General features: G+C 74.2%; 21 protein-coding genes. 16 read left to right on the top strand and 5 right to left on the bottom strand.

Annotated elements, in window-relative coordinates; genetic code table 11:
• Positions 1-41: 41 nt before the first annotated feature.
• Both ABD665_RS04870 and ABD665_RS04875 read left to right on the top strand, forming a co-directional pair.
• On the top strand, positions 42-1,862 hold the full coding sequence (locus ABD665_RS04870; protein ID WP_204911978.1) for an ABC transporter transmembrane domain-containing protein: 1,821 nt from the start codon (positions 42-44) through the stop codon (positions 1,860-1,862).
• Positions 1,863-1,871: 9 nt separating this feature from the next.
• Entirely contained in the window at positions 1,872-2,561 is a 690-nt protein-coding gene (locus ABD665_RS04875; protein WP_344741266.1) for a TetR/AcrR family transcriptional regulator, read from the top strand.
• Between the two features lie 201 nt (positions 2,562-2,762).
• Here ABD665_RS04875 and ABD665_RS04880 read toward each other — a convergent pair whose 3' ends face one another.
• The 3 genes from ABD665_RS04880 to ABD665_RS04890 form a co-directional block, all read right to left on the bottom strand.
• Entirely contained in the window at positions 2,763-3,611 is an 849-nt protein-coding gene (locus ABD665_RS04880) for an ATP-binding cassette domain-containing protein (RefSeq protein ID WP_344741268.1), read from the bottom strand.
• On the bottom strand, positions 3,608-4,648 hold the full coding sequence (locus ABD665_RS04885; protein WP_204911977.1) for an ABC transporter permease subunit: 1,041 nt from the start codon (positions 4,646-4,648) through the stop codon (positions 3,608-3,610). The genes ABD665_RS04880 and ABD665_RS04885 overlap by 4 nt, the downstream gene beginning before the upstream one ends.
• A gap of 121 nt (positions 4,649-4,769) precedes the next feature.
• Positions 4,770-5,888, bottom strand: coding sequence for a substrate-binding domain-containing protein (locus ABD665_RS04890; protein ID WP_204911976.1), 1,119 nt, complete (start codon positions 5,886-5,888; stop codon positions 4,770-4,772).
• Between the two features lie 142 nt (positions 5,889-6,030).
• Between ABD665_RS04890 and ABD665_RS04895 the strand changes: the two genes are divergently transcribed.
• The 9 genes from ABD665_RS04895 (at position 6,031) to ABD665_RS04935 (ending at position 17,036) form a co-directional block, all read left to right on the top strand.
• Complete coding sequence (locus tag ABD665_RS04895) at positions 6,031-7,065, top strand: substrate-binding domain-containing protein (protein ID WP_204911975.1); 1,035 nt, start codon at positions 6,031-6,033, stop codon at positions 7,063-7,065.
• Positions 7,066-7,201: 136 nt separating this feature from the next.
• Positions 7,202-8,467, top strand: a complete 1,266-nt coding sequence (locus ABD665_RS04900) for a toxic anion resistance protein (RefSeq protein WP_204911974.1) — start codon at positions 7,202-7,204, stop codon at positions 8,465-8,467.
• 25 nt (positions 8,468-8,492) lie between these two features.
• On the top strand, positions 8,493-8,996 hold the full coding sequence (locus tag ABD665_RS04905) for a hypothetical protein (protein WP_344741273.1): 504 nt from the start codon (positions 8,493-8,495) through the stop codon (positions 8,994-8,996).
• The gene (locus ABD665_RS04910) at positions 8,993-10,177 is read left to right on the top strand and encodes an AAA family ATPase (RefSeq protein WP_344741275.1); all 1,185 of its coding nucleotides are present in this window, start codon (positions 8,993-8,995) and stop codon (positions 10,175-10,177) included. Before ABD665_RS04905 ends, ABD665_RS04910 begins: the two co-directional genes overlap by 4 nt.
• Complete coding sequence (locus ABD665_RS04915; protein ID WP_204911972.1) at positions 10,174-11,487, top strand: hypothetical protein; 1,314 nt, start codon at positions 10,174-10,176, stop codon at positions 11,485-11,487. Before ABD665_RS04910 ends, ABD665_RS04915 begins: the two co-directional genes overlap by 4 nt.
• Positions 11,484-12,467 (top strand): glutamate ABC transporter substrate-binding protein, encoded by a 984-nt coding sequence (locus ABD665_RS04920; RefSeq protein ID WP_344741279.1) that lies wholly within the window; start codon positions 11,484-11,486, stop codon positions 12,465-12,467. Before ABD665_RS04915 ends, ABD665_RS04920 begins: the two co-directional genes overlap by 4 nt.
• Positions 12,464-13,630: a hypothetical protein gene (locus ABD665_RS04925; protein ID WP_204911971.1), complete on the top strand. Its 1,167-nt coding sequence runs from the start codon at positions 12,464-12,466 to the stop codon at positions 13,628-13,630. The genes ABD665_RS04920 and ABD665_RS04925 overlap by 4 nt, the downstream gene beginning before the upstream one ends.
• On the top strand, positions 13,627-15,900 hold the full coding sequence (locus ABD665_RS04930) for a tetratricopeptide repeat protein (RefSeq protein WP_204911970.1): 2,274 nt from the start codon (positions 13,627-13,629) through the stop codon (positions 15,898-15,900). Before ABD665_RS04925 ends, ABD665_RS04930 begins: the two co-directional genes overlap by 4 nt.
• Positions 15,897-17,036, top strand: coding sequence for a protein phosphatase 2C domain-containing protein (locus ABD665_RS04935; protein WP_204911969.1), 1,140 nt, complete (start codon positions 15,897-15,899; stop codon positions 17,034-17,036). The genes ABD665_RS04930 and ABD665_RS04935 overlap by 4 nt, the downstream gene beginning before the upstream one ends.
• A 24-nt stretch (positions 17,037-17,060) precedes the next feature.
• On the opposite strand, the gene ABD665_RS04940 is transcribed toward ABD665_RS04935, so the two are convergent.
• Positions 17,061-17,459 (bottom strand): winged helix-turn-helix transcriptional regulator, encoded by a 399-nt coding sequence (locus tag ABD665_RS04940; protein WP_344741283.1) that lies wholly within the window; start codon positions 17,457-17,459, stop codon positions 17,061-17,063.
• Positions 17,460-17,551: 92 nt separating this feature from the next.
• Here ABD665_RS04940 and ABD665_RS04945 point away from each other — a divergent pair, with 92 nt between their 5' ends.
• The 4 genes from ABD665_RS04945 to ABD665_RS04960 all read left to right on the top strand — a co-directional run bounded on the left by ABD665_RS04945 (position 17,552) and on the right by ABD665_RS04960 (position 20,810).
• A complete protein-coding gene (locus tag ABD665_RS04945; protein WP_204911967.1) occupies positions 17,552-18,196 on the top strand; it encodes an NAD(P)H-binding protein in 645 nt (214 codons plus the stop codon).
• Between the two features lie 120 nt (positions 18,197-18,316).
• Positions 18,317-19,612: a VWA domain-containing protein gene (locus ABD665_RS04950; RefSeq protein ID WP_204911966.1), complete on the top strand. Its 1,296-nt coding sequence runs from the start codon at positions 18,317-18,319 to the stop codon at positions 19,610-19,612.
• Positions 19,609-20,433 carry an FHA domain-containing protein gene (locus ABD665_RS04955; RefSeq protein WP_204911965.1) on the top strand — a complete coding sequence of 275 codons (825 nt, stop codon included), beginning with the start codon at positions 19,609-19,611 and terminating at the stop codon, positions 20,431-20,433. The genes ABD665_RS04950 and ABD665_RS04955 overlap by 4 nt, the downstream gene beginning before the upstream one ends.
• Before the next feature lie 152 nt (positions 20,434-20,585).
• Positions 20,586-20,810 carry a DUF3107 family protein gene (locus ABD665_RS04960; protein ID WP_204911964.1) on the top strand — a complete coding sequence of 75 codons (225 nt, stop codon included), beginning with the start codon at positions 20,586-20,588 and terminating at the stop codon, positions 20,808-20,810.
• A 28-nt stretch (positions 20,811-20,838) separates the two neighbouring features.
• On the opposite strand, the gene ABD665_RS04965 is transcribed toward ABD665_RS04960, so the two are convergent.
• The gene (locus ABD665_RS04965) at positions 20,839-21,540 is read right to left on the bottom strand and encodes a ferritin-like fold-containing protein (protein WP_204911963.1); all 702 of its coding nucleotides are present in this window, start codon (positions 21,538-21,540) and stop codon (positions 20,839-20,841) included.
• A gap of 417 nt (positions 21,541-21,957) precedes the next feature.
• On the opposite strand from ABD665_RS04965, the gene ABD665_RS04970 reads away from it, so the two are divergent.
• The gene (locus ABD665_RS04970; RefSeq protein ID WP_344741918.1) at positions 21,958-23,580 is read left to right on the top strand and encodes a DEAD/DEAH box helicase; all 1,623 of its coding nucleotides are present in this window, start codon (positions 21,958-21,960) and stop codon (positions 23,578-23,580) included.
• The last annotated feature ends 19 nt before the right edge of the window (positions 23,581-23,599 follow it).

Consider the following 23,599-nt stretch of genomic DNA (forward strand, 5'->3'; position numbering starts at 1 on the left):
TAGGCAAGCCTTACCTCAGTGGGATGGCACGCTAGCACCTCGTGAGCCCCGTAACGACGCGTCCGGCCGAGGACGCCGTCTCGTCCCCCCTCCGCGCGCTGTGGCGCCACCACCGCCGCTACCGCCCCCGCGTCGTCGCCGCCGTGGCCGCGACCACGCTGAACACCGCGGCCGACGTGCTGCCCGAGCTCCTCCTGGGCGTCGCGGTGGACGTCGTCGTGCGAGGTTCCGACTCGTTCGCCGCCACGCTCTTCGGCGTCGAGGACCGCTTCTCCCAGCTCGTCATCGTCGCCGCGGTGAACGTCGCGGTGTGGGTCATCGAGTCGATCACCGACTACGCGGCCTCGCTGCTCTGGCGCGGGCTCGCCCAGGCGGTCGAGCACGACCTGCGCGTGGAGACGTACGCGAACGTCCAGGACCTCGACGTGTCCTGGCACGAGGGGTCGGCGCCGGGCCGCGTGCTGTCGGTGGTGAGCGACGACGTGAACCAGCTCGAACGGTTCCTGGACACGGGCGCCCGCGTCATCCTGCACACCTTCTGGACGGTGGTCTTCGTCGGCGCCGTCTTCGCGGCGACGTCGTGGACGCTGACGCTGCTGGCCTTCCTGCCGGTGCCGGTGATCGTCATCGGCTCGATCGTCTTCCAGCGCCGCCTCGAACCCCTGTACGCCGGCGTGAGGGCCCGCGCCGGGGACGTCAGCGCGACGATCGCGACCAACCTCGGCGGCCTGTCGACGATCAAGGCCTTCACGGCCGAGGCGCGCGAGGTCGAGCGGGTGCGCGACGTCTCGGCGGGCTACCGCGACGCGAACCTCCGCACCATCCGCTGGTCGTCGGCCTTCGTGCCGCTGATCCGGATGGCGATCCTCGCCGGCTTCACCTCGACGCTGCTGCTCGGCGGCTGGCTGGTGATCAACGGCCGCCTCGAGGTCGGCCTCTACACGATCCTCGTCTTCATGACCCAGCGGCTCCTGTGGCCGCTGACCGACCTCGGCGAGACGCTCGACCTCTACCAGCGGGCGATGGCGTCGACCCGGCGGATCTTCGCGCTGATGTCCGAGCGCGGCGACACCCGTCCCGGCCCCGGCCGCCTCGCGCTGCCGGTCCGCGGCCGGCTCGAGCTGCGCGGCGTCCGCTTCGGCTACGCCGACGGTCCGGACGTGCTGCGCGGCCTCGACCTGGTCGTGCCCGCCGGCGAGACCCACGCCGTCGTCGGGACGACCGGCGCCGGCAAGTCGAGCCTGCTGCGGCTGGTCCTGCGCTTCTCCGACCCGCGCGAGGGCGAGGTGCTGCTCGACGGCACCGACGTGCGCGAGCTGGAGTGGGACGCGCTGCGCGGCGCGATCGGCTACGTCAGCCAGGACGTCTTCCTCTTCCACGGCACGGTCCGCGACAACCTCGCGTACGGGCGGGTGGACGCGACGGACGAGCAGGTCCGCGAGGCCGCGCGGCTGGCCGAGGCGGACCCTTTCATCTCGGAGCTGCCGCAGGGCTACGACACGGTCGTCGGCGAGCGGGGCCAGACGCTGTCCGGCGGCCAGCGCCAGCGGATCGCCCTGGCCCGCGCGATCCTGCGCGACCCGGCGCTGCTGGTCCTCGACGAGGCGACGTCCGCGGTGGACACCGAGACCGAGGCCGCCATCCAGCGCTCGCTGGCCGCGGTCACCGCCTCGCGGACCGCGCTCGTCGTCGCGCACCGGCTGTCGACCGTGCGCGACGCGGACCGCATCTGGGTGCTGGCCGGCGGGCGGGTGGCGGAGTCGGGCTCGCACGACGAGCTGGTCGCGGCCGGCGGCATCTACGCCGGCCTGTGGGCCGTGCAGATCGGCGAGGCGGTGGGGGCCGGGAGCGCCGCTCGTTAGGCTGCAGGGGTGCCGAGCTCCGCGCAGTCCTCGGGGGTCCGGACCTCGGTGGCGCCGCCCTCCGGGGGGCCGACCGACGACGGGCAGGTCCGGGGCGCACGGCTGCCCCGCGAGGCGCGCCGGGCGCAGCTCCTGGACGCGGCCAACGAGGTGTTCACGACGCGGGGCTACCACGCGGCCGCGATGGACGAGATCGCCGCGGCGGCCGGCATCAGCAAGCCGGTGCTCTACCAGCACTTCGACTCCAAGCTGGAGCTCTACCTCGCCCTGCTCGACCGGGCCTGCGACGCGCTGGTCGACGTCGTCCAGGGCGCGCTGACCTCCACCGACGACAACGCGGAACGCGTCGTGGCCGTGATCGGGGCGTTCTACGACTTCGTCTCGTCGGCGAGCGGGGAGTTCCGCTTCGTCTTCGAGTCCGACCTGACCGGCGACGGCCGGGTCCAGGAGCGGCTCTGGCGGGTCAACCAGGAGGTCGCCGACGCCATCGCCGCCGTCATCGTCGAGGACACCCGCCTGCCGCTCGAGCAGGCCAAGCTGCTCGCGAGCTCGCTGGTCGGCCTCGCGCAGGTCGGCGCCCGCTCCTGGGTCTCCGACCGCAGCGCCGCGATCGGCCTCGAGCAGGCCAAGCAGCTCGTCAGCACGCTCGCCTGGCGCGGCATCAGCGGCTTCCCGCTGCACGACGCCCGCGACGCCTGACCCTCCCCAGCCCTCTCTCCCCCTTCATCACCCAGCGCTCCTGCGCGAGTGGCGCCGACGGGCACGCGACACGCCGTACACGCGCGCCGGGTGGCGCCACTCGCACTCCGGGACGGGGTGGTCCGTGGATGCGATGGGATGCCTGGACGCACGACGGCCCGCGTACACCGAGGCGTACGCGGGCCGTGCGGTGGTGCGGGGTCAGCCGCGCTGGAGCGTGGTCGCGCCCGTCATGATCGCGACCGCCTCGGTGGGCGTGTGCGACTTGGGCGTGATGACGCCCGCGCACCCGCCGAGGCGGGCGATGTGGATGCGGTCGGCCACCTCGAACACGTTGGGCATGTTGTGGCTGATCAGGATCACCGGCAGGCCCTTGGCCCGGATCTGCTGGATCAGGTTCAGCACCTGACCGGTCTCCTTGACGCCCAGCGCCGCGGTCGGCTCGTCGAGCACCACGAACTTGGACGCGAAGGTCGCCGCCCGCGCCACGGCCACGGCCTGGCGCTGGCCGCCGGACAGCGTCTCGACGGCCTGGCCCATGTTCTGGACCGTGGCGATGCCGAGGTTGGCCATCGACTTGCCGGCCGCGTCCTTCATGCCCTTCTTGTCGAGCATCCGGAACACCGAGCCGAGCACGCCGGGCCGGCGCATCTCACGCCCGAGGAACATGTTGGCCGAGATGTCCAGCGCGGGCGCCACGGCCAGCGTCTGGTAGACGGTCTCGATGCCTGCGCCGCGGGCGTCCTGCGGGGTCTTGAAGCTGACCTCCTGGCCGTCCATGTAGAGCTGGCCGGAGTCCGGCGTCAGCGCGCCGGTGCAGGCCTTGATCAGCGTGGACTTCCCGGCCCCGTTGTCGCCGATGATCGCGAGGATCTCGCCGGGGTAGAGGTCGAGGTCGACGCCGTCCAGGCCGATGACCTTGCCGAACGTCTTGATCAGCTTGCGGGCCGACAGCACCGTGGTGCTCGGGTCGGCGATGCCCTGCTGCACGGCGTCGAGGTCGACGCCGTTGACCGTGCCGTAGCCGGCCTCGTTCTGGGTGGTGCTCACGACTTCACCTTCCGGATCCACTGGTCGATGGCGACGGCGACGATGACCAGGACGCCGGTGGCGAACACGCGCCACTGGTCGTCCACGCCGGCCAGGCTGAGGCCCAGGCGGAACGCGTACACGATCAGGGCGCCGATCATGGTGCCGATGATCGCGCCGCGGCCGCCGAAGAGGCTCGTGCCGCCGATCACGACGGCGGTGATGCTCTCCAGGTTGGCCTCGGTCAGGGCGTTCGGGCTGGCGCTGCCGGCCCGGCCGATCTGGAGCCACGCGGTGACGCCGTAGAGGAGACCGGCGACGGTGTAGACGCTCAGCAGGACCCGGTTCACCCGGATGCCGACCAGGCGCGCGGCCTCGGCGTCGTTGCCGACGGCGTAGACGTGGCGGCCCCACTTGGTCTGGCTGAGCGCGAAGCCCACGGCGATGGCCATGAGCGCCACGATGATGACGCCGGTGGTGATGCGGAACCGTCCGAACTGGATGACCGTGCCGGCCCAGTTGACCGAGTCCGGCAGGGCGGTGGACTGGATGTTCGAGCCGCCCGAGTAGAGCAGCCCGGCCGCCAGGAAGATGCTCAGCGTGCCCAGGGTCACGATGAACGGTGGCAGGTTGATCCGGGTCACGAGGAACCCGTTCAGCAACCCGCCCGCCGTGCCGACGAGGATCCCGATGAGGATCGCGAGCGGTCCGGGGACGCCGCCGGACGAGGCCAGGCTCGCCATGATCAGCATGGAGAACACCGTGAGCGCGCCGACCGAGAGGTCGATGCCGGCGGTGAGGATGATCAGCGTCTGGCCGATGGCCAGCGCCGCGATGATCGCCACCTGCTGGAACAGGATCGAGAGGGTCTGCGGCTGCAGGAACCGCGGGTTGACCAGCGAGAAGACGACGATCGCGACGATCAGCACCAGGAGCGGGCTCAGGGCCGGCTGCGCGTGCAGGACGTGCTGGATGCGTTGGGCCGGCGACTGGCGGCGGAGCGCGAACTGCTCGGCCGCCGTGGCCGGCCCTGGGGCGGGAGCGGTGGTGGTGGACACGTGGGCTTCCTTGCCGTTGGGTGTTGCGAAGACCGAGAAGGGTGCTCAGCACCCGGGGAAGCGGTCGGTCCGGCCGTCAGGCCGGACCGACCACCCCTTGACGAGCGTCAGCTCGCGGGCGTCAGCCCCAGCAGATCTTCTCGGCGTCGGCCGAGGTGATGCTCTCCAGGCCGTCGACCGGCTTGTCGGTCACCAGCGCCACACCGGTGTCGAAGAAGTCGACCCCCGGGGAGTTGGCGGGCTTCGCGCCGCCGTCGGCGATCTGCTTGATCGCCTTCACGCCCATCTCGGCCATCTTGACCGGGTACTGCTGCGCGGTCGCGCCGATGATCCCGGCTTTGACGTCGGCGATGCCCGGCGAGCAGCCACCGTCGACCGAGACGATCGTCGCGGTCACGCCCGCGGCCTTGAGGGCCTCGGCCGCACCGGCGGCGGCCGGCTCGTTCAGCGTGTAGACGAGGTTGATGTCCTTCGTCTTGGACAGGCAGGTCTCCATCGCGGTCTTGCCGAGGTCCTGCGCACCCTGGGTGGGCTCGTTGCAGGCGATCGTGTAGTCGCCGCCCTTGCCGCCGGTGTACTTGCCGGACTTGTCCTCGTCGCCGTTCTTCTTCGGGTCCTTGACGTCGATGCCCATGCCCGTCAGGAAGCCCTGGTCGCGGCCGTAGTCGACCGAGACGACCTTGTCGTTGTAGAGGTCGAGCAGCGCGATGTTGGCGGGCTTGCCGTCCTGCTTGGCCGCCGCCCACTTGCCGATCGCGAGACCGGCCTTGAAGTTGTCCGTGGCGAACGTGATGTCGACGGTGTCCGCAGGGTCCGGCGGGGTGTCGAGCGCGATCACGTACAGGCCCTGCTTGCGGGCGTTGTTGATCGCGGCGTTGACGCCGGGGCCGTTAGGAGCGATCAGGATGCCCTGGTCACCACGGGCCACGGCGGCCTCGATGGCCTTGACCTGGCCGTCCTCGTCGCCGTCCTCGGCGCCGGCGGCGTAGGTGAGGCTGACGCCGTCCTTGGCGGCCTCGTCCTCCGCGCCCTTCTTCATGGCGAGGAAGAACGGGTTGGTGGAGGTCTTCGTGATCAGCGCGACGGCGGTGGTCTTGCCACCGCCGTTGCCGCTGTCGCTGGAGCCGGAGTCGGCCGAGCCGCCGCAGGCGCTCAGCGTCAGCGAGGCGGCAGCCGCCAGCACGACGCCGACCGCGAGGCCTCGACGACGACCGTTGGCATGGAGCAGAGAAGTCTTCATGGACGTGATCCCTTCGTTGGAATGACGCACCCTTGTCGCGTGACAACGGTGTCAGGCTTCATCTAAGATATTCTCAGCCGCGGTGTCAACCTCGGTTCGGTCACGATCCGGTCGATAGGGTCGTGAGGACAAGGAGGTGCCCGTGAGCGAGACGCACACCCGCCCCGTTCGAGGTCGAGCGACCATCCGCGACGTCGCCGCGCTGGCGGGCGTCGGCATCAAGACCGTGTCGCGGGTGATCAACCACGAGGCGAACGTATCGGTAGCCACCCGCGAGAAGGTGGAGCAGGCGGTCGTGGCGCTCAACTTCACGCCGAACCAGGGCGCCGGTGCGCTGCGCCGCGGGGACCGGAAGACGCTCACGCTCGGCCTCCTCCTCGACGCCGTCGACAACCCATTCTCGGCCGCGATCCACCGGGCTGTCGAGGGTGCGGCGTGGGAGCGGCAGACCGCCGTCTTCGGCGCGAGCTTCGGCGACGACCCCCTCCGTGAGCGGGCGCTCGTCGAGGCCTTCACGCGGCGCCGCGTCGACGGCCTTGTGCTGACGACCATCTCCGACGACCACACCTACCTCCAGACCGAGCGCGACCAGGGCGTCCCCGTGGTGTTCGTCGACCGCCCGCCGCGCGGCCTCGACGCGGACACCGTGCTCACCGACAACCGGGAGGCGTCGATCACCGCGGTCGCCCACCTCCTCGCGCACGGGCACCGCGACATCGCCTTCCTCTCCGACGACCTCGAGGTCTCGACCGCCCGCCAGCGCCACGAGGGCTACCGCACGGCGCTGGCCGACGCCGGCGTCGTCCCCGGACCGGTGCTCACCGGACTCACCTCCGTCGAGGCCGCGTACGAGGCCGTCCGCGGCCTGGTCTCCGGGCCCGACCGGCCGACGGCGCTGTTCACCAGCCAGAACCTCGTCAGCATCGGCGGCATCCGCGCCCTGCACGACCTCGGCCTGCAGAACGAGGTGGCGATGGTCGGCTTCGACGACGTGTTCCTCGCCGACATGCTCGAGCCCGCGCTCACCGTCGTCGCGCAGGACCCCGCCGAGATGGGCCGCACGGCCGCGGCGCGCGTCTTCGCCCGCCTCGACGGCGACGACTCCCCCGCCGTCACCTCCGTCGTGCCGGCGCGCCTGGTCGTCCGCGGCTCGGGCGAGATCCCGCCCACCCGCTGAGGCCGGCCGCCGGGATCCTCGTCCCTCGGGCACCGCGGGGGTCCGCGGACCCGCGTACGAGTAGATTTTGCGCACCCGACCGGGCAGGACCGATCACGGGGGAAGACCCGCGAGCAGGAGCGAGAGGAAGCGTCGCATGACCGAGCCGGGAGGGGCCGTACCCGCCCAGGGAGCCTCCGCGCCCGCACCGCTGAGCCCGCCGCAGGGCGCGGGCGGCCTCACGCTGACGGCTCCCGAGCCCGTCGCCCCGGTCGTCGCGACGCAGGCGCCCGCGATGGCGCCGCAGGTGGACCCGCGCCAGCTGCCGGCGCTCGACGACCGCGTCGAGGGCTACCTCACCGCGCTGCTGAAGGCCCAGGCGCGCTCCCCCGAGTTCGCCCGGCAGGCCGACAACGTCCGGACCATGGGCGACGCGGACATCCGCAAGGCCGCCGAGACCTCGAACCGGCTGCTCCAGACGCCCGTCAAGGCGCTGCAGGAGGGCGGGCTGGCCGAGGGCTCGAAGGTCGGCCGGACCCTGCTCGAGCTGCGGCGCACGGTCGAGGAGCTCGACCCGAGCCAGGCGACCGGGCCGCGGAAGTTCCTCGGCATGATCCCCTTCGGCGACAAGGTCGCGGACTACTTCCGCAAGTACCAGGGCGCCCAGAGCCACCTCGACGCGATCCTGCACAGCCTGCGCAACGGCCAGGACGAGCTGGTCCGCGACAACGTCGCGCTCAACCTGGAGAAGCAGAACCTCTGGACCGTGATGGGCCGGCTCAACGCCTACATCTACGTCGCGGAGCAGCTCGACGGCCGGCTCGAGGAGAAGATCGCCGAGCTGGAGCTGATCGACCCGGAGCGGGCGAAGGCGCTGAGCCAGGACGTCCTCTTCTACGTCCGGCAGAAGCACCAGGACCTGCTCACGCAGCTGGCGGTGTCGATCCAGAACTACCTCGCGATCGACGTGATCATCAAGAACAACGTCGAGCTCGTCAAGGGCGTGGACCGCGCGTCCACGACGACCGTGTCGGCACTGCGGACGGCGGTGATCGTCGCGCAGGCGCTGAACAACCAGAAGCTCGTGCTCGACCAGATCACCGCGCTGAACGAGACGACGTCGGACCTGATCCAGCGGACGTCGGAGCTGCTGCGCGACAACTCGGCGTCCATCCAGAAGCAGGCCGCCTCCGCCACGGTCGGGCTGCCGCAGCTGCAGGCGGCGTTCGCGAACATCTACCAGACCATGGACTCGATCGACGCGTTCAAGGCCGAGGCGCTGACCTCGATGGGCGCGACGATCGGCGCGTTGGAGTCCGAGGTGGCGAAGTCGCGCAGCTACCTGGACCGCGTCTCCCGCTCCGACGCGAACGCGGCCTCCGGGGCGCTCGAGCTCGGCGACGAACCCCGCACGGCCGGCTGAGGACGCGGACGGGAGCAGGCGGGGCATGGGCTTGCGGGACTGGTGGGACCGGCTGAACGGTCGCGCGCCCGCAACCGCCCCGCCCGAGGTCGTCCTGGACCGGGTGCCCACGGAGGCCGACCTGCTCGCCGCGCTCGACGCGACCGACGCCTCCGTGGCGGACGGGGCCGTGCCCGCCCCGGTGGCGTCCCGGGTCCGCCGCATCACCCGGACGGTGCGCGAGACGCTGCCCCGCGTCCGCAACCTCGGGCTGGGCAGCGCCGAGGCGTACGCCGTGACGGCGACGGCGACCGACTACCTGCCCGAGGCGCTCGAGGCCTACACCCGGCTGCCGCGGCAGTGGGCCGACTCGCGGCCCGTCGAGGACGGCCGCACCTCGCTGATGCTGCTCGTCGACACCCTCGACCTGCTCGCGAGCACGATGGACGCGATCTTCGACGCCGCCGTCCGCGTCGACGCGAACGCGCTCGTGGTGCAGGGGCGCTTCCTGCAGGAGAAGTTCGGCCGGACGTCCTCGGAGCTGCCGTGAGCCCCACCGTGCAGGAGCTCGTCGACGCCTGGCGCGCCGTCCTGGCCAAGCGCGAGGCGGAGCCGGGCATCACCCGGGGCAGCTCCTTCGACCTGGCCGACGGCGACGTCCCGCAGGCCGTCCTGGACGCGCTGGTCCTCGGCGGGCCGCCCTCGTCGGACCGGCCGCGCTCGACGGGGCCCGTCCCGGCACCGGGCACCACGGCCGCCGACACACCGCCCGCGGCCGCACCGGAACCGGAGGAGCCGGCGGCGCCCGCGCCGGAACCGCCGAAGAAGACCGTCGAGGAGCTGCTCGCCGAGCTCGACGCGCTCACCGGGCTGGCCGAGGTGAAGGCCGAGGTCCACCGGCAGGTCGCCGTGCTGCGGGTCGAGAAGATGCGCGTGAAGGCCGGGCTGCGGTCCGCGACGATCACCCGGCACCTGGTGTTCGTGGGCAACCCGGGCACGGGCAAGACCACCGTCGCGCGCCTGGTCGGCGGCATCTACGCCGCGCTCGGCCTGCTCAGCAAGGGCCAGCTGGTCGAGGTCGACCGCTCCGAGCTGGTCGCCGGCTACCTGGGCCAGACGGCGCTGAAGACCTCCGAGGTCGTGGCGTCGGCCGTCGGCGGCGTGCTGTTCGTCGACGAGGCGTACGCGCTGGCCGGCGACCAGTACGGCCAGGAGGCGGTCGACACCCTCGTCAAGGAGATGGAGGACCGCCGCGACGACCTCGTGGTGATCGTCGCCGGCTACCCCGGGCCGATGGTGGGCTTCGTCGCGCAGAACCCGGGGCTGGCCAGCCGCTTCCGCACGACCCTGGAGTTCGGTGACTACACCGACGCCGAGCTGCAGGCGATCCTCGCGTCGATGGCGGGTGGGGCCGACTACGACCTGGGCGACGGGGCGGCCGAGCGCTTCGCCGCCCTGCTCGCCGCGACGCCGCGCGGCCCGACCTTCGGGAACGCGCGGTTCGCCCGGAACGTCCTCGAGGCCGCGATCGGCCGGCAGGCGTGGCGGCTGCGCGACGTCGCGGAACCCACGCTGGAGCAGCTCCGCGGCCTCACCGCGGACGACCTCGGGGCGGACCCGGCCCCGCCGGTCACGGACGACCCGCTCCTCGGGATCGCCCCGGACGACCCGCCGGCAGGCGATGCTGGTCCTCCGAACCCGTCCGCACCGAGCGAGGAGCAGCCCGGGTGACCCAGACGACCGCGGCGGCGCCGACGGCCCCCGCCGCGCGCCCCGGGCCCCCCGCCCTGCCCGCGCCCGCCGCCCTGGTCCCGCTGGGGACGGTGCCCGACGAGGTCGCCCACCCGTCGGGCAGCACCCCGGCCCGGCTGCGGCGGTTCCGGGACGTGGTCGTCGCCACCGGCCTGGCGGTGGCGATCCTCGGCACGGCCGTGATGGCCCTGCTCACCCTCACCCTGCGGCAGTCCGCGGACGACGTCGAGCAGCTCGTCCGGGTGCAGACCATCGAGACCGACCTGCTCGTCGCCGACGCGAACGCCACCAACACCTTCCTCGTCGGCGGCCTCGAGTCGCCGCAGCGCCGGGCGGCGTACGACGCGGCGCTGGCGGAGGTCGCGAGCCTGGTGGCGCAGGCGGCACAGGCCCAGCCGGCCGACGCCGACGCGCTCGCCGCGCTCAACGCCCACGTCCTCGACTACGCCGGTCTCGTCGAGGCGGCCCGGGCCAACAACCGGCAGGGCCTGCCGGTCGGCGCGCAGTACCTGCGCCAGGCCAGCAACGGGCTGCGCGCCGACGCGCTGCCCGTCGCCGACGCGCTCGTGCGAGCCAACACCGAGCGCGCGGACGCCTCGCTGAGCACCGGCTGGGGCTGGCTGCTGCCGCTCCTGGGGCTGGCGGCGACCGCGGTCCTCGTCGTCGTCCAGGTGCGCGTGGCGCGGCAGTTCCGGCGCCGGGTCAACCCGGGGCTGCTGACCGCCTCGCTCGTGCTGCTCGGGCTGTCGCTGGCGTCGCTGGTGGCGCTCGTCGCCCTGGCGACCTCCGTGGGCGTGGCCCGCGGCGACTTCGACGACGTCAACGACGCGGGGACGGCCCGCCTGCAGGCGAACCTCGCCAAGTCGTCGGAGAGCCTCACCCTGATCGCCCGGGGTTCCGGCCAGGCGTACGAGGAGTCGTGGGGCGCGTCGGCGGCCCAGGTCACGGACCGGCTGTCGGGCATCCGGGACGCGTCCGCCTTCGAGCAGGGCTGGGACGCGTACGCGAAGGTCCACACCGAGCTCCGCCGTCTCGACGACGGCGGTGCGTGGGACGACGCCGTGCAGCTCGCCGTCGGCTCGGGCCCGGGCTCCTCGAACGCGGCCTTCGGTCCCTTCGACCAGGCGGCGGCCTCCTTCGTCGCCGGCACCGGGACGAGGGCGGTCGACAGCCTGCGGAGCCACCAGCCGGGGCTCGTGCTCGGCTGCGTGCTGACCTTCCTCGCCGGCCTCGGTACCGCCTGGTCCGGGAGCCGCGGCGTCGCGGCCCGGCTGCGGGAGTACCGGTGAACGCCCACCGTCGGCCGCGCCGGGGGCTGCTCGCCGGCGCGGTGCTCGCCGTCTGCGCCCTCCTGCCCGCGTGCAGCGTGTTCTCCACCGCGGAGACCCCCGTGCCCACGCCCGCCGCCAGCCCGACGCCGGGCGGCGCCGCCCCCGCCGCGCCGGCCGCCTGCGACGACGCGACCACCTCGTACGCCCCGAGCGACCTGACCTCGAGCGACGACCTGCCCGCCGGCTCCACGATGGCCAAGATCAAGAAGCGCGGGCGGCTCGTCGCCGGGGTGTCCGCCGACAGCTACCTGCTCGGGGCGCGCGACCCGCTCGGCGGGGAGATCCAGGGCTTCGACATCGACTTCGTGAAGGCGATGGCCAAGGCGATCCTCGGCGACGAGAAGCGCTACCAGCTGGTCGTGATCACGGCCGCCCAGCGCATCCCCGCGCTGCAGTCGGGGCAGGTGGACGTCGTCGCCCGGAACATGACCATGACCTGCGACCGGTGGAAGCAGATCGCCTTCTCGTCCGAGTACTACCGGGCGGGCCAGAAGATCATGGTCCGGGCGGAGTCGCGGGCCCGGACGCTCGCCGACCTCGCCGGCCAGCGCGTCTGCGCCCCGAACGGCACCTCGAGCATGGACAACCTCGTGCGGCTGCAGCCCGACGCGGTCGCCGTCGGCTCGGACAGCCACACGGGCTGCCTCGTGCTCTTCCAGCAGGGCCAGGTGGACGCGATCACCGGCGACGACACCGTGCTCGCCGGTCTGGCCGCGCAGGACCCGTACGCGGTGGTCCCGGAGCAGAAGGCCTTCACCGCCGAGCCGTACGGGCTGGGCATGAACGCGAAGGACGTCGACCTCGTGCGGTTCGTCAACGCGCGGCTGGCGCAGATGCGGGCCGACGGCGAGTGGAAGACGATCTACGACCGCTGGTTCGCCGAACCCCTGGGCGAGGCCCCCGCACCGCCGAAGGCCGTCTACGGACGGTCGGCGTGAGCGGCCCGGCGATGGCGCACCAGGTCCCGGCGGGAGCACCCGCTCCCCCGGCCCCCGGACGGCTCGGTGACCCCCTCGAACCCGCGGCGGCGCTGGCCTACCTCACCGCGCTCGGAGACTGGCTGGCCCGGCGCCGGACCGAGCTGGACGCGCTCGACCGGGAGGTGCTGGCCTCGGCCGACCCCGGCGCCCACACCGGCGACATCACCCTGGCCCTGGCCCTGTGGCAGGCGGTCGCCGACCGCGAGCAGCAGCTGCGGGCGGTCTGGGACTCCGGCCGGGTGGGCCGTGACGAGCGGGAGCGGATGGCCGCGCTGGTCTGGGGCCGCCGCGACACCGCGGCCGCCGGACGCACGCCCGGCCAGCCCGGCAACCCGCTCGCGCTGTCGGTCCCCGAGGCGTGCCGGCTGACCGACGCCGTGGTCGGCGGGCTCCGCGAACGCCTCGGGCTCGACCCCTCGGGCGCCGAGACCAACGCCCGGGTGGCCGCGCTGCGGGCCCAGCTCGAGCGGCTGCGGGACCAGTCCACCCTCGAACCCGCCGGTCCGCCCCGGCTGCGGGCGGTGCAGCACGTCGCCGCCCTGGCCGCCCGGCTCGGGGCGGCGGTCGACAAGGCCGGTCGCGGCGGCGACGTCGGCGGCATCCTCGGACCGCTCGAGGTCGAGGCGGCCACGCTGGAGCGCGACCTCATCGTCGGCGGCGCCCGACGGCGCGATGCGGGTGCGCTCGTGGCCCGGGTCCGCGCCGCGCGGGCCGACCTGGTGCGGCGGTCCGCGGCGCTCCACGTCCTGGTCGACCGGTGCGTGGCGACGGTCGAGGAGGCGCCGCGCTACGCGGTCCCCGACGTCGACGCGCTCGGCCCGCTGCCGAACACCGCCGCGGCGCTCACCGCGTACGAGCAGCGGCTCGCGCTCGTCGGTCGCGCGCTGGCCGTCGCCGAGGAGGCCTACGGGCGGGCGCTACAGGGCCACGAGGACCGGGAGGCCCGCCTGTCGGCGCTGCGATCCCGGGCGGAGGCGGCCGGCCGCGCCGACGAACCCGGCGTGCGGGACGCGTACGGGCTGGCGCGCGCCGCGCTCGACGCGCGGCCTTCACGCGCCGCGCTCGCCGAACAGCTCCTCACCCTCTACGCCACCTACCTCGCCACCCGGGAGGGCCGGTGACCGCCACCGTCGTCGGACCTCCGTGCGCCCAGCCCGGCTGCACCGGCAGCATCGTCGACGGTTACTGCGACGTCTGCGGGCTCCCGCCCGTCGCGGGCACCACGCCCCCGGCACCCGCCGCCGCACCGCTTGGGACGACAGCACCAGCCGCCGAGGCGCCCGCCGCGGTGACGTCCGCGCTCACCCGCGGGTCCGCCCGGCTCGGCTCGACCGCGCTCGGCTCCTCCCGCCTGGGCGGTGGCCCCTCGCGCGCCACGCGCCGGGTGGGCAGCGGGTCGCAGCGGCTCCGGGCCGCCCGCCTGGGCGCCGGCCTCACCCGCGTGCCCCCGGCGCCGGTCGTCGACGCCGCGCACGCGGTCCTCGTCGACCCGTCGGTCCCCGAGGGCAAGCGCACCTGCGCCCGCTGCGGCAAGCCCGTCGGCCGCTCCCGCGACGGCCGGCCGGGACGCCCGGAGGGCTTCTGCTCGAGCTGCGGCGCGCCGTACTCCTTCACCCCCAAGCTGACGGCCGGGGACCTCGTCGCCGGCCAGTACGAGGTCGCGGGCTGCCTGGCCCACGGCGGCCTCGGCTGGATCTACCTGGCCCGCGACAAGAACGTCTCCGACCGGTGGGTGGTGCTCAAGGGCCTGCTGAACTCCGGCGACCCCGACGCGCTCACCGCCGCCATCGCCGAGCGGCAGTTCCTGGCCGCGGTCGAGCACCCGCTGATCGTCGAGATCTACAACTTCGTGACCCACGAGGGCGCGGGCTACATCGTCATGGAGTACGTCGGCGGCGTCTCGCTCAAGCAGATCCTCAAGGAGCGGATGCGGGCGAACGGAGGCGCCTTCGACCCGCTGCCGGTGGACCAGGCGCTCGCGTACGTCCTCGAGGTGCTGCCCGCGTTCACCTACCTGCACGACCTCGGGCTCGTCTACTGCGACTTCAAGCCCGACAACCTCATCCAGGTCGGCGACGCGGTCAAGCTCATCGACCTCGGTGGGGTCCGCCGGGTCGACGACGAGGACTCCGCCATCTACGGCACCGTCGGCTACCAGGCGCCCGAGGTCGCCGCGGTCGGGCCGAGCGTCGCGTCGGACATCTACACGATCGGACGCACCCTCGCCGTCCTGATGACCGAGTTCCGCGGCTACCAGACCACGTACGTCGCCAGCCTGCCGCCGGTCGCGGAGACGCCCGTGCTGGCCGCGCACGACTCCCTGCACCGGCTGCTGCAGAAGGCGTGCGCACCCGACCCCGCCGACCGCTTCGGCTCCGCCGACGAGCTGCGCGTCCAGCTGCTCGGGGTGCTGCGCGAGGTCGTCGCCGCGCACACCCCCGGCACCGCCCTTACCTCCGCGGCGTCCGTGCTCTTCGAGGCGCCGGCGATCACGGGCGGGCTGCTCGAGGCGCAGGACCTCCCGTCGTTGCGGGTCGACACCACCGACCCGCAGCACGCCTGGCTCAGCAACGTCAGCACCGAGGACCCGGCGGAGCGGCTCACATTCCTGCAGACCGCCCCGGCCACCAGCCCGGAGGTGCTGCTGGCCTCGGCGCGCGCCGCGCTCGAGCTGCACCGCCCCGACCTCGTCGCCCAGGTCGTCGACCAGATGCTGCGCGCCGACCCGTGGGAGTGGCGCGCGGTGTGGATGAGCGGGCTGGCGGCGCTCGAGTCCGGCGACCTCGCGGCGGCGCAGGCCGCGTTCAACGCGGTCTACGGGCAGGTGCCCGGCGAGCTCGCGCCCAAGCTCGCGCTGGCCCTGGCCTGCGAGCGGGGCGGGCAGCCGGACGTCGCCGAGGGCCTCTACACGACGTGCGCGAGCACCGACGCCAACTACGTCGCGGCCGGGGCCTTCGGGCTGGCCCGGCTGCGCAGCGCCCGGGGCGACGTCACCGGGTCGGTCGCGGCCCTCGACCTGGTGCCGTCGACGAGCCGGGCCTTCAGCGACGCGCGGCGGCTGCGCGCCGTGGCCCTCGCCGGGCCGGGTGCCGACCTGCCGCAGCTCGCGCAGGCGCTGGGCAGCCTGGAGGGCGTCCGGCTCGACCCGCACGAGCGCGCCCTGCTGACCGCCGGGATCCTCGAGCGCGCGCTGGCCCGTGCGGAGGCGCCGGGCCGTCCCGGTCCCGCTCCCCAGGGCCTGACCGTGGGTCGCCACGCCGCGCAGCCGGAGGCGCTGCGCGACGGGCTCGAGGCCACCTATCGTGAGCTGGCGCGCAGCGAGGACGACGAGGCCCGCAGCCACGCGTGGGTCGACCGGGCCAACGCCGTACGAAGGTGGAGCCTGAGATGACCGAGACCGCCCCGGCCGACCCCGGTCCCGCCACCCTGGGCGGCGGTGCGACGTGCCCGGTGTGCGGCGCGGGCGTCGAGCCGGGCCAGGCCTTCTGCGAGTCCTGCGGGTCGGCGCTGGGCGCCACGCCGCCGGCCGCACCGGCCGCGGCGGGCCTGCAGTCCGTCGAGCAGACCGTCCCCATCGAGCTGACCCGGCCGACCTCGGCCGCGACGCCCGGCGCCGCCGTGACCCTGACCCCAACCGCCCGCTGCCTCTCCTGCGGCGGCGAGGTCGGCGAGGACGGCTACTGCACCGTCTGCGGGACCAAGGCCCCGTCCCCCCGCGACCACTACGTGGAGCAGCCGGCGAGCTGGGTCGCGGCCGTCTGCGACCGCGGCATCAAGCACCACCGCAACGAGGACGCGACCGCGGTCGCGGCCGACCCCGAGCCGGGTTCGCGCGCCGTCCTCGTCGTCTGCGACGGGGTGTCCACGTCCTCCGACTCCGACGTCGCGTCGCTCGCCGCGGCCCGACGCGCCCGCGACGTGCTGGTCGCGCTGCAGCCGGCGGGCCTGCCGAACCCGGCGAGCCGGTCGGGCGCGATCGCCGCGGCGATCGAGAGCGCGGTCGCCCAGGCGAACGAGGCGGTGCTGGCCGCGACCCCGGCCGACGGCCCGGACGCGGCGGCCTGCACCTTCGCCGCCGCCGTCGTCGAGGGCGACCTCGTGGTCTTCGGCAACGTCGGCGACAGCCGCGTCTACTGGCTGCCCGACCCGGGCGGCACCGGGATGGGCGCCGAACCGACCGAGCTCAGCCTCGACGACTCGATGGCCCAGGCCCGGATCGCGATGGGCGTGGACCGGGTCACCGCCGAGAACGGGCCGCAGGCCCACGCCATCACCAAGTGGCTCGGGCGGGACACCCCCGACGCCGTCCCGCGGACGGGCTCGGTGCTGCTCGGGCACCCCGGCTGGGTGCTGGTCTGCTCCGACGGCCTGTGGAACTACTGCTCCGAGGCCGACCGGCTCGGCGAGCTGGTCGCCTCGCTGGCCGGCACCACGGCGTCGCCGCTGGAGCTCGCCGAGGCGCTGGTGCGCTGGGCCAACGAGCAGGGCGGCCGGGACAACGTCTCGGTGGCCCTGGCCCGCCACTGACGGGCTCCGTCACCCCGTTCTCCGCTACACCGTCCCGTCGTACGCCGCCTGCGACGCGGCCACCTCGCCGAGGTGCGCGATCGACCACGCCTCGAGGGCGCGGAGCGGTTCCTGCAGGGTGCGGCCGGCCTCGGTGAGCGCGTAGTCGACGCGGACGGGCACCTCCGCCCGCACCGTACGGCGGACCAGGCCGTCCCGCTCCAGGCCGCGGAGGGTCTGGGTCAGCATCTTCTGCGAGATCCCGTCGACCCTGCGTCGCACCTCGGAGAAGCGGGCCTCGCCGTCGCCGAGGATGCCGATCACCAGGACGGTCCAGCGGTCGCCGATGCGGTCGAGGATGCGGCGCGTCGGGCAGCCGGCCTGGTACGGGTTTCCCGGCAGCGCGTCGTCAGCCGGTGCGGTGTCCGTCGACGTGGTTACCACAAAGTGCCTACTTCCCATCGGAGACCTGCTCTCCTACGGTAGCCGAGGCGGTCCGCGCACGGGTCGCCCACCACGAAGGAAAGGCACCACCCATGTCCCGCATCACCGTCGTCGGCGGCACCGGCTACGCCGGCTCGGCCGTCGTCGCGGAGGCCGCCACCCGCGGCCACCACGTCACCGCGTTCAGCCGCTCGCTGCCGGCCGAGCCGCTCCCCGGCGTGACCTACGTCCAGGGCGACGCCACGGACGAGGCGGCCCTCGCCGCCGCCGTCGCCGGCTCCGACGCCGTCGTGGCCGCCCTCGCGCCGCGCGGCCCGCTCGAGGGCTCCTTCCGCGACGTCTACCGCACGCTCGGCCGCCTGGCCGACGCCGAGGGCGTCCCGCTCTACCTCGTCGGCGGCTTCTCCTCCCTGCGCCCGGCGCCCGGGGCACCGCGGTTCGTCGAGGACCTGACCCACGTCCCCGCCGCCCTCCAGCCGGAGGTGCTCGCCGGTGCGGCGCTCGTGGTCGAGGACCTGCCGGCCACCCCGGAGACGCTGGACTGGGTGTTCGTCAGCCCGGCGATGCAGTTCGGCTCGTTCGCCCCGGGCGAGCGGCTGGGCCGCTACCGCGTGGGCGACGACGTCGCCGTCGACCCGGCGGGCGGAGCGATCTCCGGCGCCGACTACGCGCTGGGGCTCGTCGACCTGGTCGAGCAGGGCGGGCACCACCGCGCGCACGTCAACCTCGGCTACTGACCCCGCGGGACGGCCCGGCCGGGAGGGTCCGCGCGATCGCCCGGACCCTCCCCCGGGCCGCCCGGCGCGAACCGGCCTCCCCGCATACTGGTGGCCCACCGGAGCGAGGAGAGCAGCACGATGGCGGAGTTCACCGCAGTCGTCTACCAGAACGAGTTCCTGCCCGAGGGCGGCACCGACGTCAACGCCATCGTCACGGTGAGCTGCACCGGGGCCGGCGCGGCGGGCCGCACCGGCTCGGGCGACGCGGGCGAGATCATCATCGTCGACACCTCCGGCTCGATGGGGCGGACGCGGATGGAGGCGGCCAAGCAGGCCGCGGACGCGGCGCTCGACGAGATCGCGGACGGGACCTGGTTCGCCGTGGTCGCCGGGACGCACCAGGCCTACCTCGCCTACCCGCCCGTCCGGTCCGGGCCCGGGATGGTCGTGATGGACCCCGACCGTCGCCACCAGGCCCACCAGGCCGTGCAGCAGTTCCGCGCCGACGGCGGCACCGCGATGGGCCAGTGGCTGGCGCTGGCCGGGCGCCTCTTCGACTCCGTCCCCGGAGCGTCCGGGAGCGGGCTGGCCAAGCGGCACGCGATCCTGCTGACCGACGGCGAGAACCACAATGAAACCCCCGACCAGCTGAGCGCGGCGATCGCCGGCGTGGCCGGCCGGTTCCAATGCGACTGCCGCGGCGTGGGCGTCGACTGGCAGGTCGCCGAGGTCCGCCGCATCGCGCAGGCGCTGCTCGGGACCGTCGACATCGTCGGGGAGCCGAGCGGGCTGCGCGCCGAGTTCGCGGCGCTGATGCAGGCCTCGATGGGCCGCGGGATCGCCGCCGCGGACCTGCGCGTGTGGACGCCGCAGGGCGCGCAGCTGCTGTTCGTGCGCCAGGTGTCGCCGTCGGTCGAGGACCTGACGGCGCGACGCACCGAGGTCAACGCGCTGACCGGCGCCTACCCGACCGGGTCCTGGGGCGACGAGTCCCGCGACTACCACGTCGCGGTCCGGCTCCCGGCGAAGTCGCTCGGCCAGGAGCAGCTCGCCGCGCGCGTGCAGCTCGCCGTCGGGCCCGACGTCGTCACGCAGGCGCTGGTCAAGGCGCGCTGGTCCGACGACGAGGGCTTGACCACCCGGATCAACCCCGAGGTCGCCCACTACACGGGCCAGACCGAGCTCGCCGACGCCATCCAGCAGGGCCTGGCCGCGCGGGCCTCCGGCGACGAGGCCACCGCGACCACCCGGCTCGGGCGCGCGGTCCAGCTCGCCGAGGCGACCGGGAACGCTGAGGCCACGACCCGGCTGCGCAAGGTGGTCGACATCGACGACCCGGGCACGGGCACCGTACGGCTGCGCCGCGACGTGGCGAAGCTCGACGAGATGGCGCTCGACACCGCCTCCACCAAGACGACGAGGATCCGTCCGTGAACCGTTGCCCGAACGGCCACTACACCAGCGCCGCCGACTACTGCGACATCTGCGGGGCGCCCCTCGAGGCCGCTGCGGGCGCCGCCGCGCAGGCCGACCCGCAGGCCGGCGGGGCGACGGCCACCGCCGCTGGTGACGCGGTCCCCGCACCCGCCGCGGCGCTCGACCCGTGCCCGGCCTGCGGCACGCCGCACGGACCGGACGCGCTCTTCTGCGAGGGCTGCGGCTACGACTTCACGACCGGGACGATGCCCCGCCCGCTCGACCCGCCGGTCGGGCTCGACCCGGCTCCTCCGCCCGGGTCCGCACCCGACGTGAGCGTCGTGACCGGTCACGCGGACGCACCCGGGGACGTGGCCGCACCCGAGGAGGAGGACGCGTCCGGGCTCCCCGACGTGCCCGTCGCCCCGCCGGCCGCGCGCTGGGTCGTCGAGCTCTGGGTCGACCCGGCCTGGCACACGGCGTCGCAGAGCCCGGACCCGCTGCCGTCCTCCGGCCCCCCGCGGACGGTCGTGCTGACCAGCCGCTCGGCGCTGGTCGGGCGGCCGTCGGCCAGCCGCAACATCCACCCCGACGTCGACTGCGCGGAGGACACCGGCGTGAGCCGACGGCACGCCCAGCTGACGACCGACGGGACCCGCTTCTGGGTCGAGGACCTCGAGTCCGCGAACGGCACCTTCGTCGGGGGGTCGGGCGGCGCGCTGCCGAAGGACCCGCTCGCCGTGGGCGTCAAGCACGAGCTGGGCGCCGACGACCGCGTCTACGTGGGGGCCTGGACACGGCTGGTCGTCCGGCCGGCGACCGAGGACGAGCAGGGCTGAGCCGGGCCGACCAGGCCTGAACGCGCGGGCGGCGCGCCGTCCGGGTCCGCCGCGCGCGAACACGTACGTGGTCCGGCACGCGCGTGTGGCAGCGTGGGTGCGCGGTCGTGGGGGTCCACCCCGCGCCCGGTCGAAGACGCAGGAGGAGCTCCGTGGAGATCAAGGTCGGCATCCAGTACGTGAACCGTGAGGTCGTCGTCGACACCGACGAGAGCGCCGCGCAGGTCGAGGCGGCCTTCGCCGCCGCGGTCGCCGACGGCTCGGTCCTGACGCTCACCGACAACCGCGGCCGCAAGGTCATGATCCCGGGCGAGCGGATCGCCTACGTCGAGCTCGGCGAGGAGAACGCGCGCCGGGTCGGCTTCGGCAGCCTCTGAGCCACGGCCCGGGCGGCGCGGCCGGCGGCTACGGCTGCAGGCCGAGCCGCCGGAGCCGGGCCGCGTGCTTCTCGACCAGGCGCGAGAGGCTCTTGTTGACGGCCACCACGTCGACGCCCTCGGCACCCATCAGCAGCCGGGTCAGGCCCACCCGGTCGACGGCGACGCGCTGCGCCTGGCTCAGCGCCTCCCCCGCGAGCCGCCGGCCCCACAGCGCGAGCCGGCCCGCGACCCGCGGGTCCGCCTCGATGCCGGCCCGGACGTGCTCGACGACGAAGTCGTCGTGCCCGGCGTCGGAGAGCACCTCGTCCACGAGGGCGCGGGTCTCGGGGTCCACGTGGACGGCCACCTCGGCGTAGAAGTCGTCGGCGAAGCCGCTGCCGACGTAGACCCACATCAGGCCCTCGAGCCAGTCCTTCGGCCGCGTGTGCGCGTGGAAGTCGTCGAACGCCCGGTGGAACGGCTCCATCGCCCCCATCAGGTCGGCACCCAGCTCGGCGAGCCGGTCCCGGACCCGCTCGAGGTGGTCGACCTGGCGCCCGGCCATGGTCGCGAGCGTCACCTTGTCCGCCAGCGTCGGCGCCCCGGCCCCGTCCTGTGCGAGCCGCTCGAAGGCGGTGAGCGCCCCGTACGCGATGGCGCCGAGCAGGTCCACGGTGCCGGCCCGCAGGTCGGCGTCGTCGGCCCCGCGGTCGGCGGGCTGGTCGGGGACCGGGATGACGTCTGACATGGGCGGCAGCCTAATGAGGGGTTCGTGAGCACCGGCGGGCTAGACTCCTTACCACAGACGCCCTACCGGCGTCCTGGCCGCCGGCCTCGGCACCGCGATGCGTTCGCGTCGTGCCGGCTCGTGCGGCCACCGCAGACGTAGACAGGCGAACCGCTGAACACGCACACGAACACGACCACGCCCGAAGGCGTCCTGGACCCCGAGCTCGAGACGACCGACCTGGAGCTCGACGAGACGGAGCTCGACGCCGACGGGCTCGACGACACGGTGCTCGACGAGGGCTCGCTGGCCGCGGCCGAGCAGGCCGACGAGGCCGAGGCCCCGCTCCCAGAGACCTTCGCCGACCTCGGCGTCGAGGGCCTCATCGTCCAGGCGCTCGAGCAGGTGGGCATCGTCCACCCCTTCCCGATCCAGGCCATGGCCATCCCGATCGCGCTGTCGGGCACCGACATGATCGGCCAGGCGCGCACCGGCACCGGCAAGACCCTCGCCTTCGGCATCGTCATGCTGCAGCGTGCGGCCGCGCCGGGCGAGCCCGGCTACGACGAGCTCAGCAAGCCGGGCGCCCCGCAGGGCCTGGTCGTCTGCCCGACGCGCGAGCTCGCGAGCCAGGTCAGCAAGGATCTCTCCACCGCCGCCGCGCTGCGGCCGATCCGGGTCCTCACCGTCTACGGCGGCGTCGGCTACGACGTCCAGATGGACGCGCTCAAGGAGGGCGTCGACGTCGTCGTCGGCACGCCGGGCCGGCTGCTGGACCTGGCCGACCGCCGCGTCCTCGACCTCTCGCACATCAAGACGCTCGTCCTCGACGAGGCCGACGAGATGCTCGACCTGGGCTTCCTGCCCGACGTCGAGCGCCTGCTGGCCAAGACGCCCGCGTCGCGCCAGACCATGCTCTTCTCGGCGACGATGCCGTCCGCGATCGTGACGCTCGCCCGCCGCCACCTCGAGCACCCGGTGAACATCCGCGCCGAGTCCGCCGACGACGAGACGACGGTGCCGGCGACGGCCCAGTTCGTCTACCAGGCGCACATGCTCGACAAGCCCGAGGTCGTCGCGCGCATCCTGCAGGCGCAGGACCGCGGCCGAGTGATGATCTTCAGCCGCACCAAGCGCTCGGCGCAGCGGCTGACCGACGACCTGGTCGAGCGCGGCTTCGAGGCGACCTCGATCCACGGCGACCTCAACCAGGTGGCCCGCGAGAAGGCGCTGAAGCGCTTCCGCGAGGGCAAGGTGGACGTCCTCGTCGCCACCGACGTCGCTGCCCGCGGCATCGACGTCACGGGCGTCACGCACGTGATCAACTACGAGTGCCCTGACGACGAGAAGACCTACGTCCACCGCATCGGCCGCACCGGCCGGGCCGGCGCGTCGGGCATCGCGATCACCTTCGTGGACTGGGCCGACCAGACCCGCTGGAAGGTGATCAACAACGCGCTCGGGCTCCCGTTCCCGGAGCCGCAGGAGACCTACTCCACCTCCGCGCACCTGTTCCACGACCTCGGCATCGACCCCAAGGCGAAGGGCCGGCTGAACGAGCCGACCCCGGAGCCGCCGCGCGAGCGCGACCGTGACCGGGACCGCGACCGCGACCGCGACGCCGGTGGGCGTGGCCGGCGTGGCAGCGAGGGCGGCGGCCGCGGCCAGGCCAAGGACGGCGCCAAGGACGGGGCCAAGGCCGACGGCGAGGGTTCGGGCTCGAGCCGGAGCCGCGGCCGGCGCCGGCTCCGCAACGGCGTGGCCGTCGACGCGGAGGGCACGACGGCCGAAGCGACGACGGACGCGGCCGGCAGCGGTGCGCCCGTGACCGAGCGCGAGGTCCCCGCGGTGGAGCCGACGCAGCAGACGGAGACCTCGGCAGCCGCCGAGACCGCGGTCGAGGCGGGCGAGGGTGACGTGACCAAGCGTCGCCGTCGTCGCCGCGGTGGCCGTGGGCGGAACCGTACCGACTCGTCCGAGACGGCGGGCTCGGACGCGTCCGACGCGTCGGGGTCCTCCGACGGCGACGCCGCAGCGACCGCTCCGGCCGGCGACGTCTGACCGACCCGCACGAGCTAGG

It is taken from the genome of Microlunatus spumicola, assembly GCF_039536445.1.
GTDB classification, from domain to species: Bacteria; Actinomycetota; Actinomycetes; order Propionibacteriales; family Propionibacteriaceae; genus Microlunatus; species Microlunatus spumicola.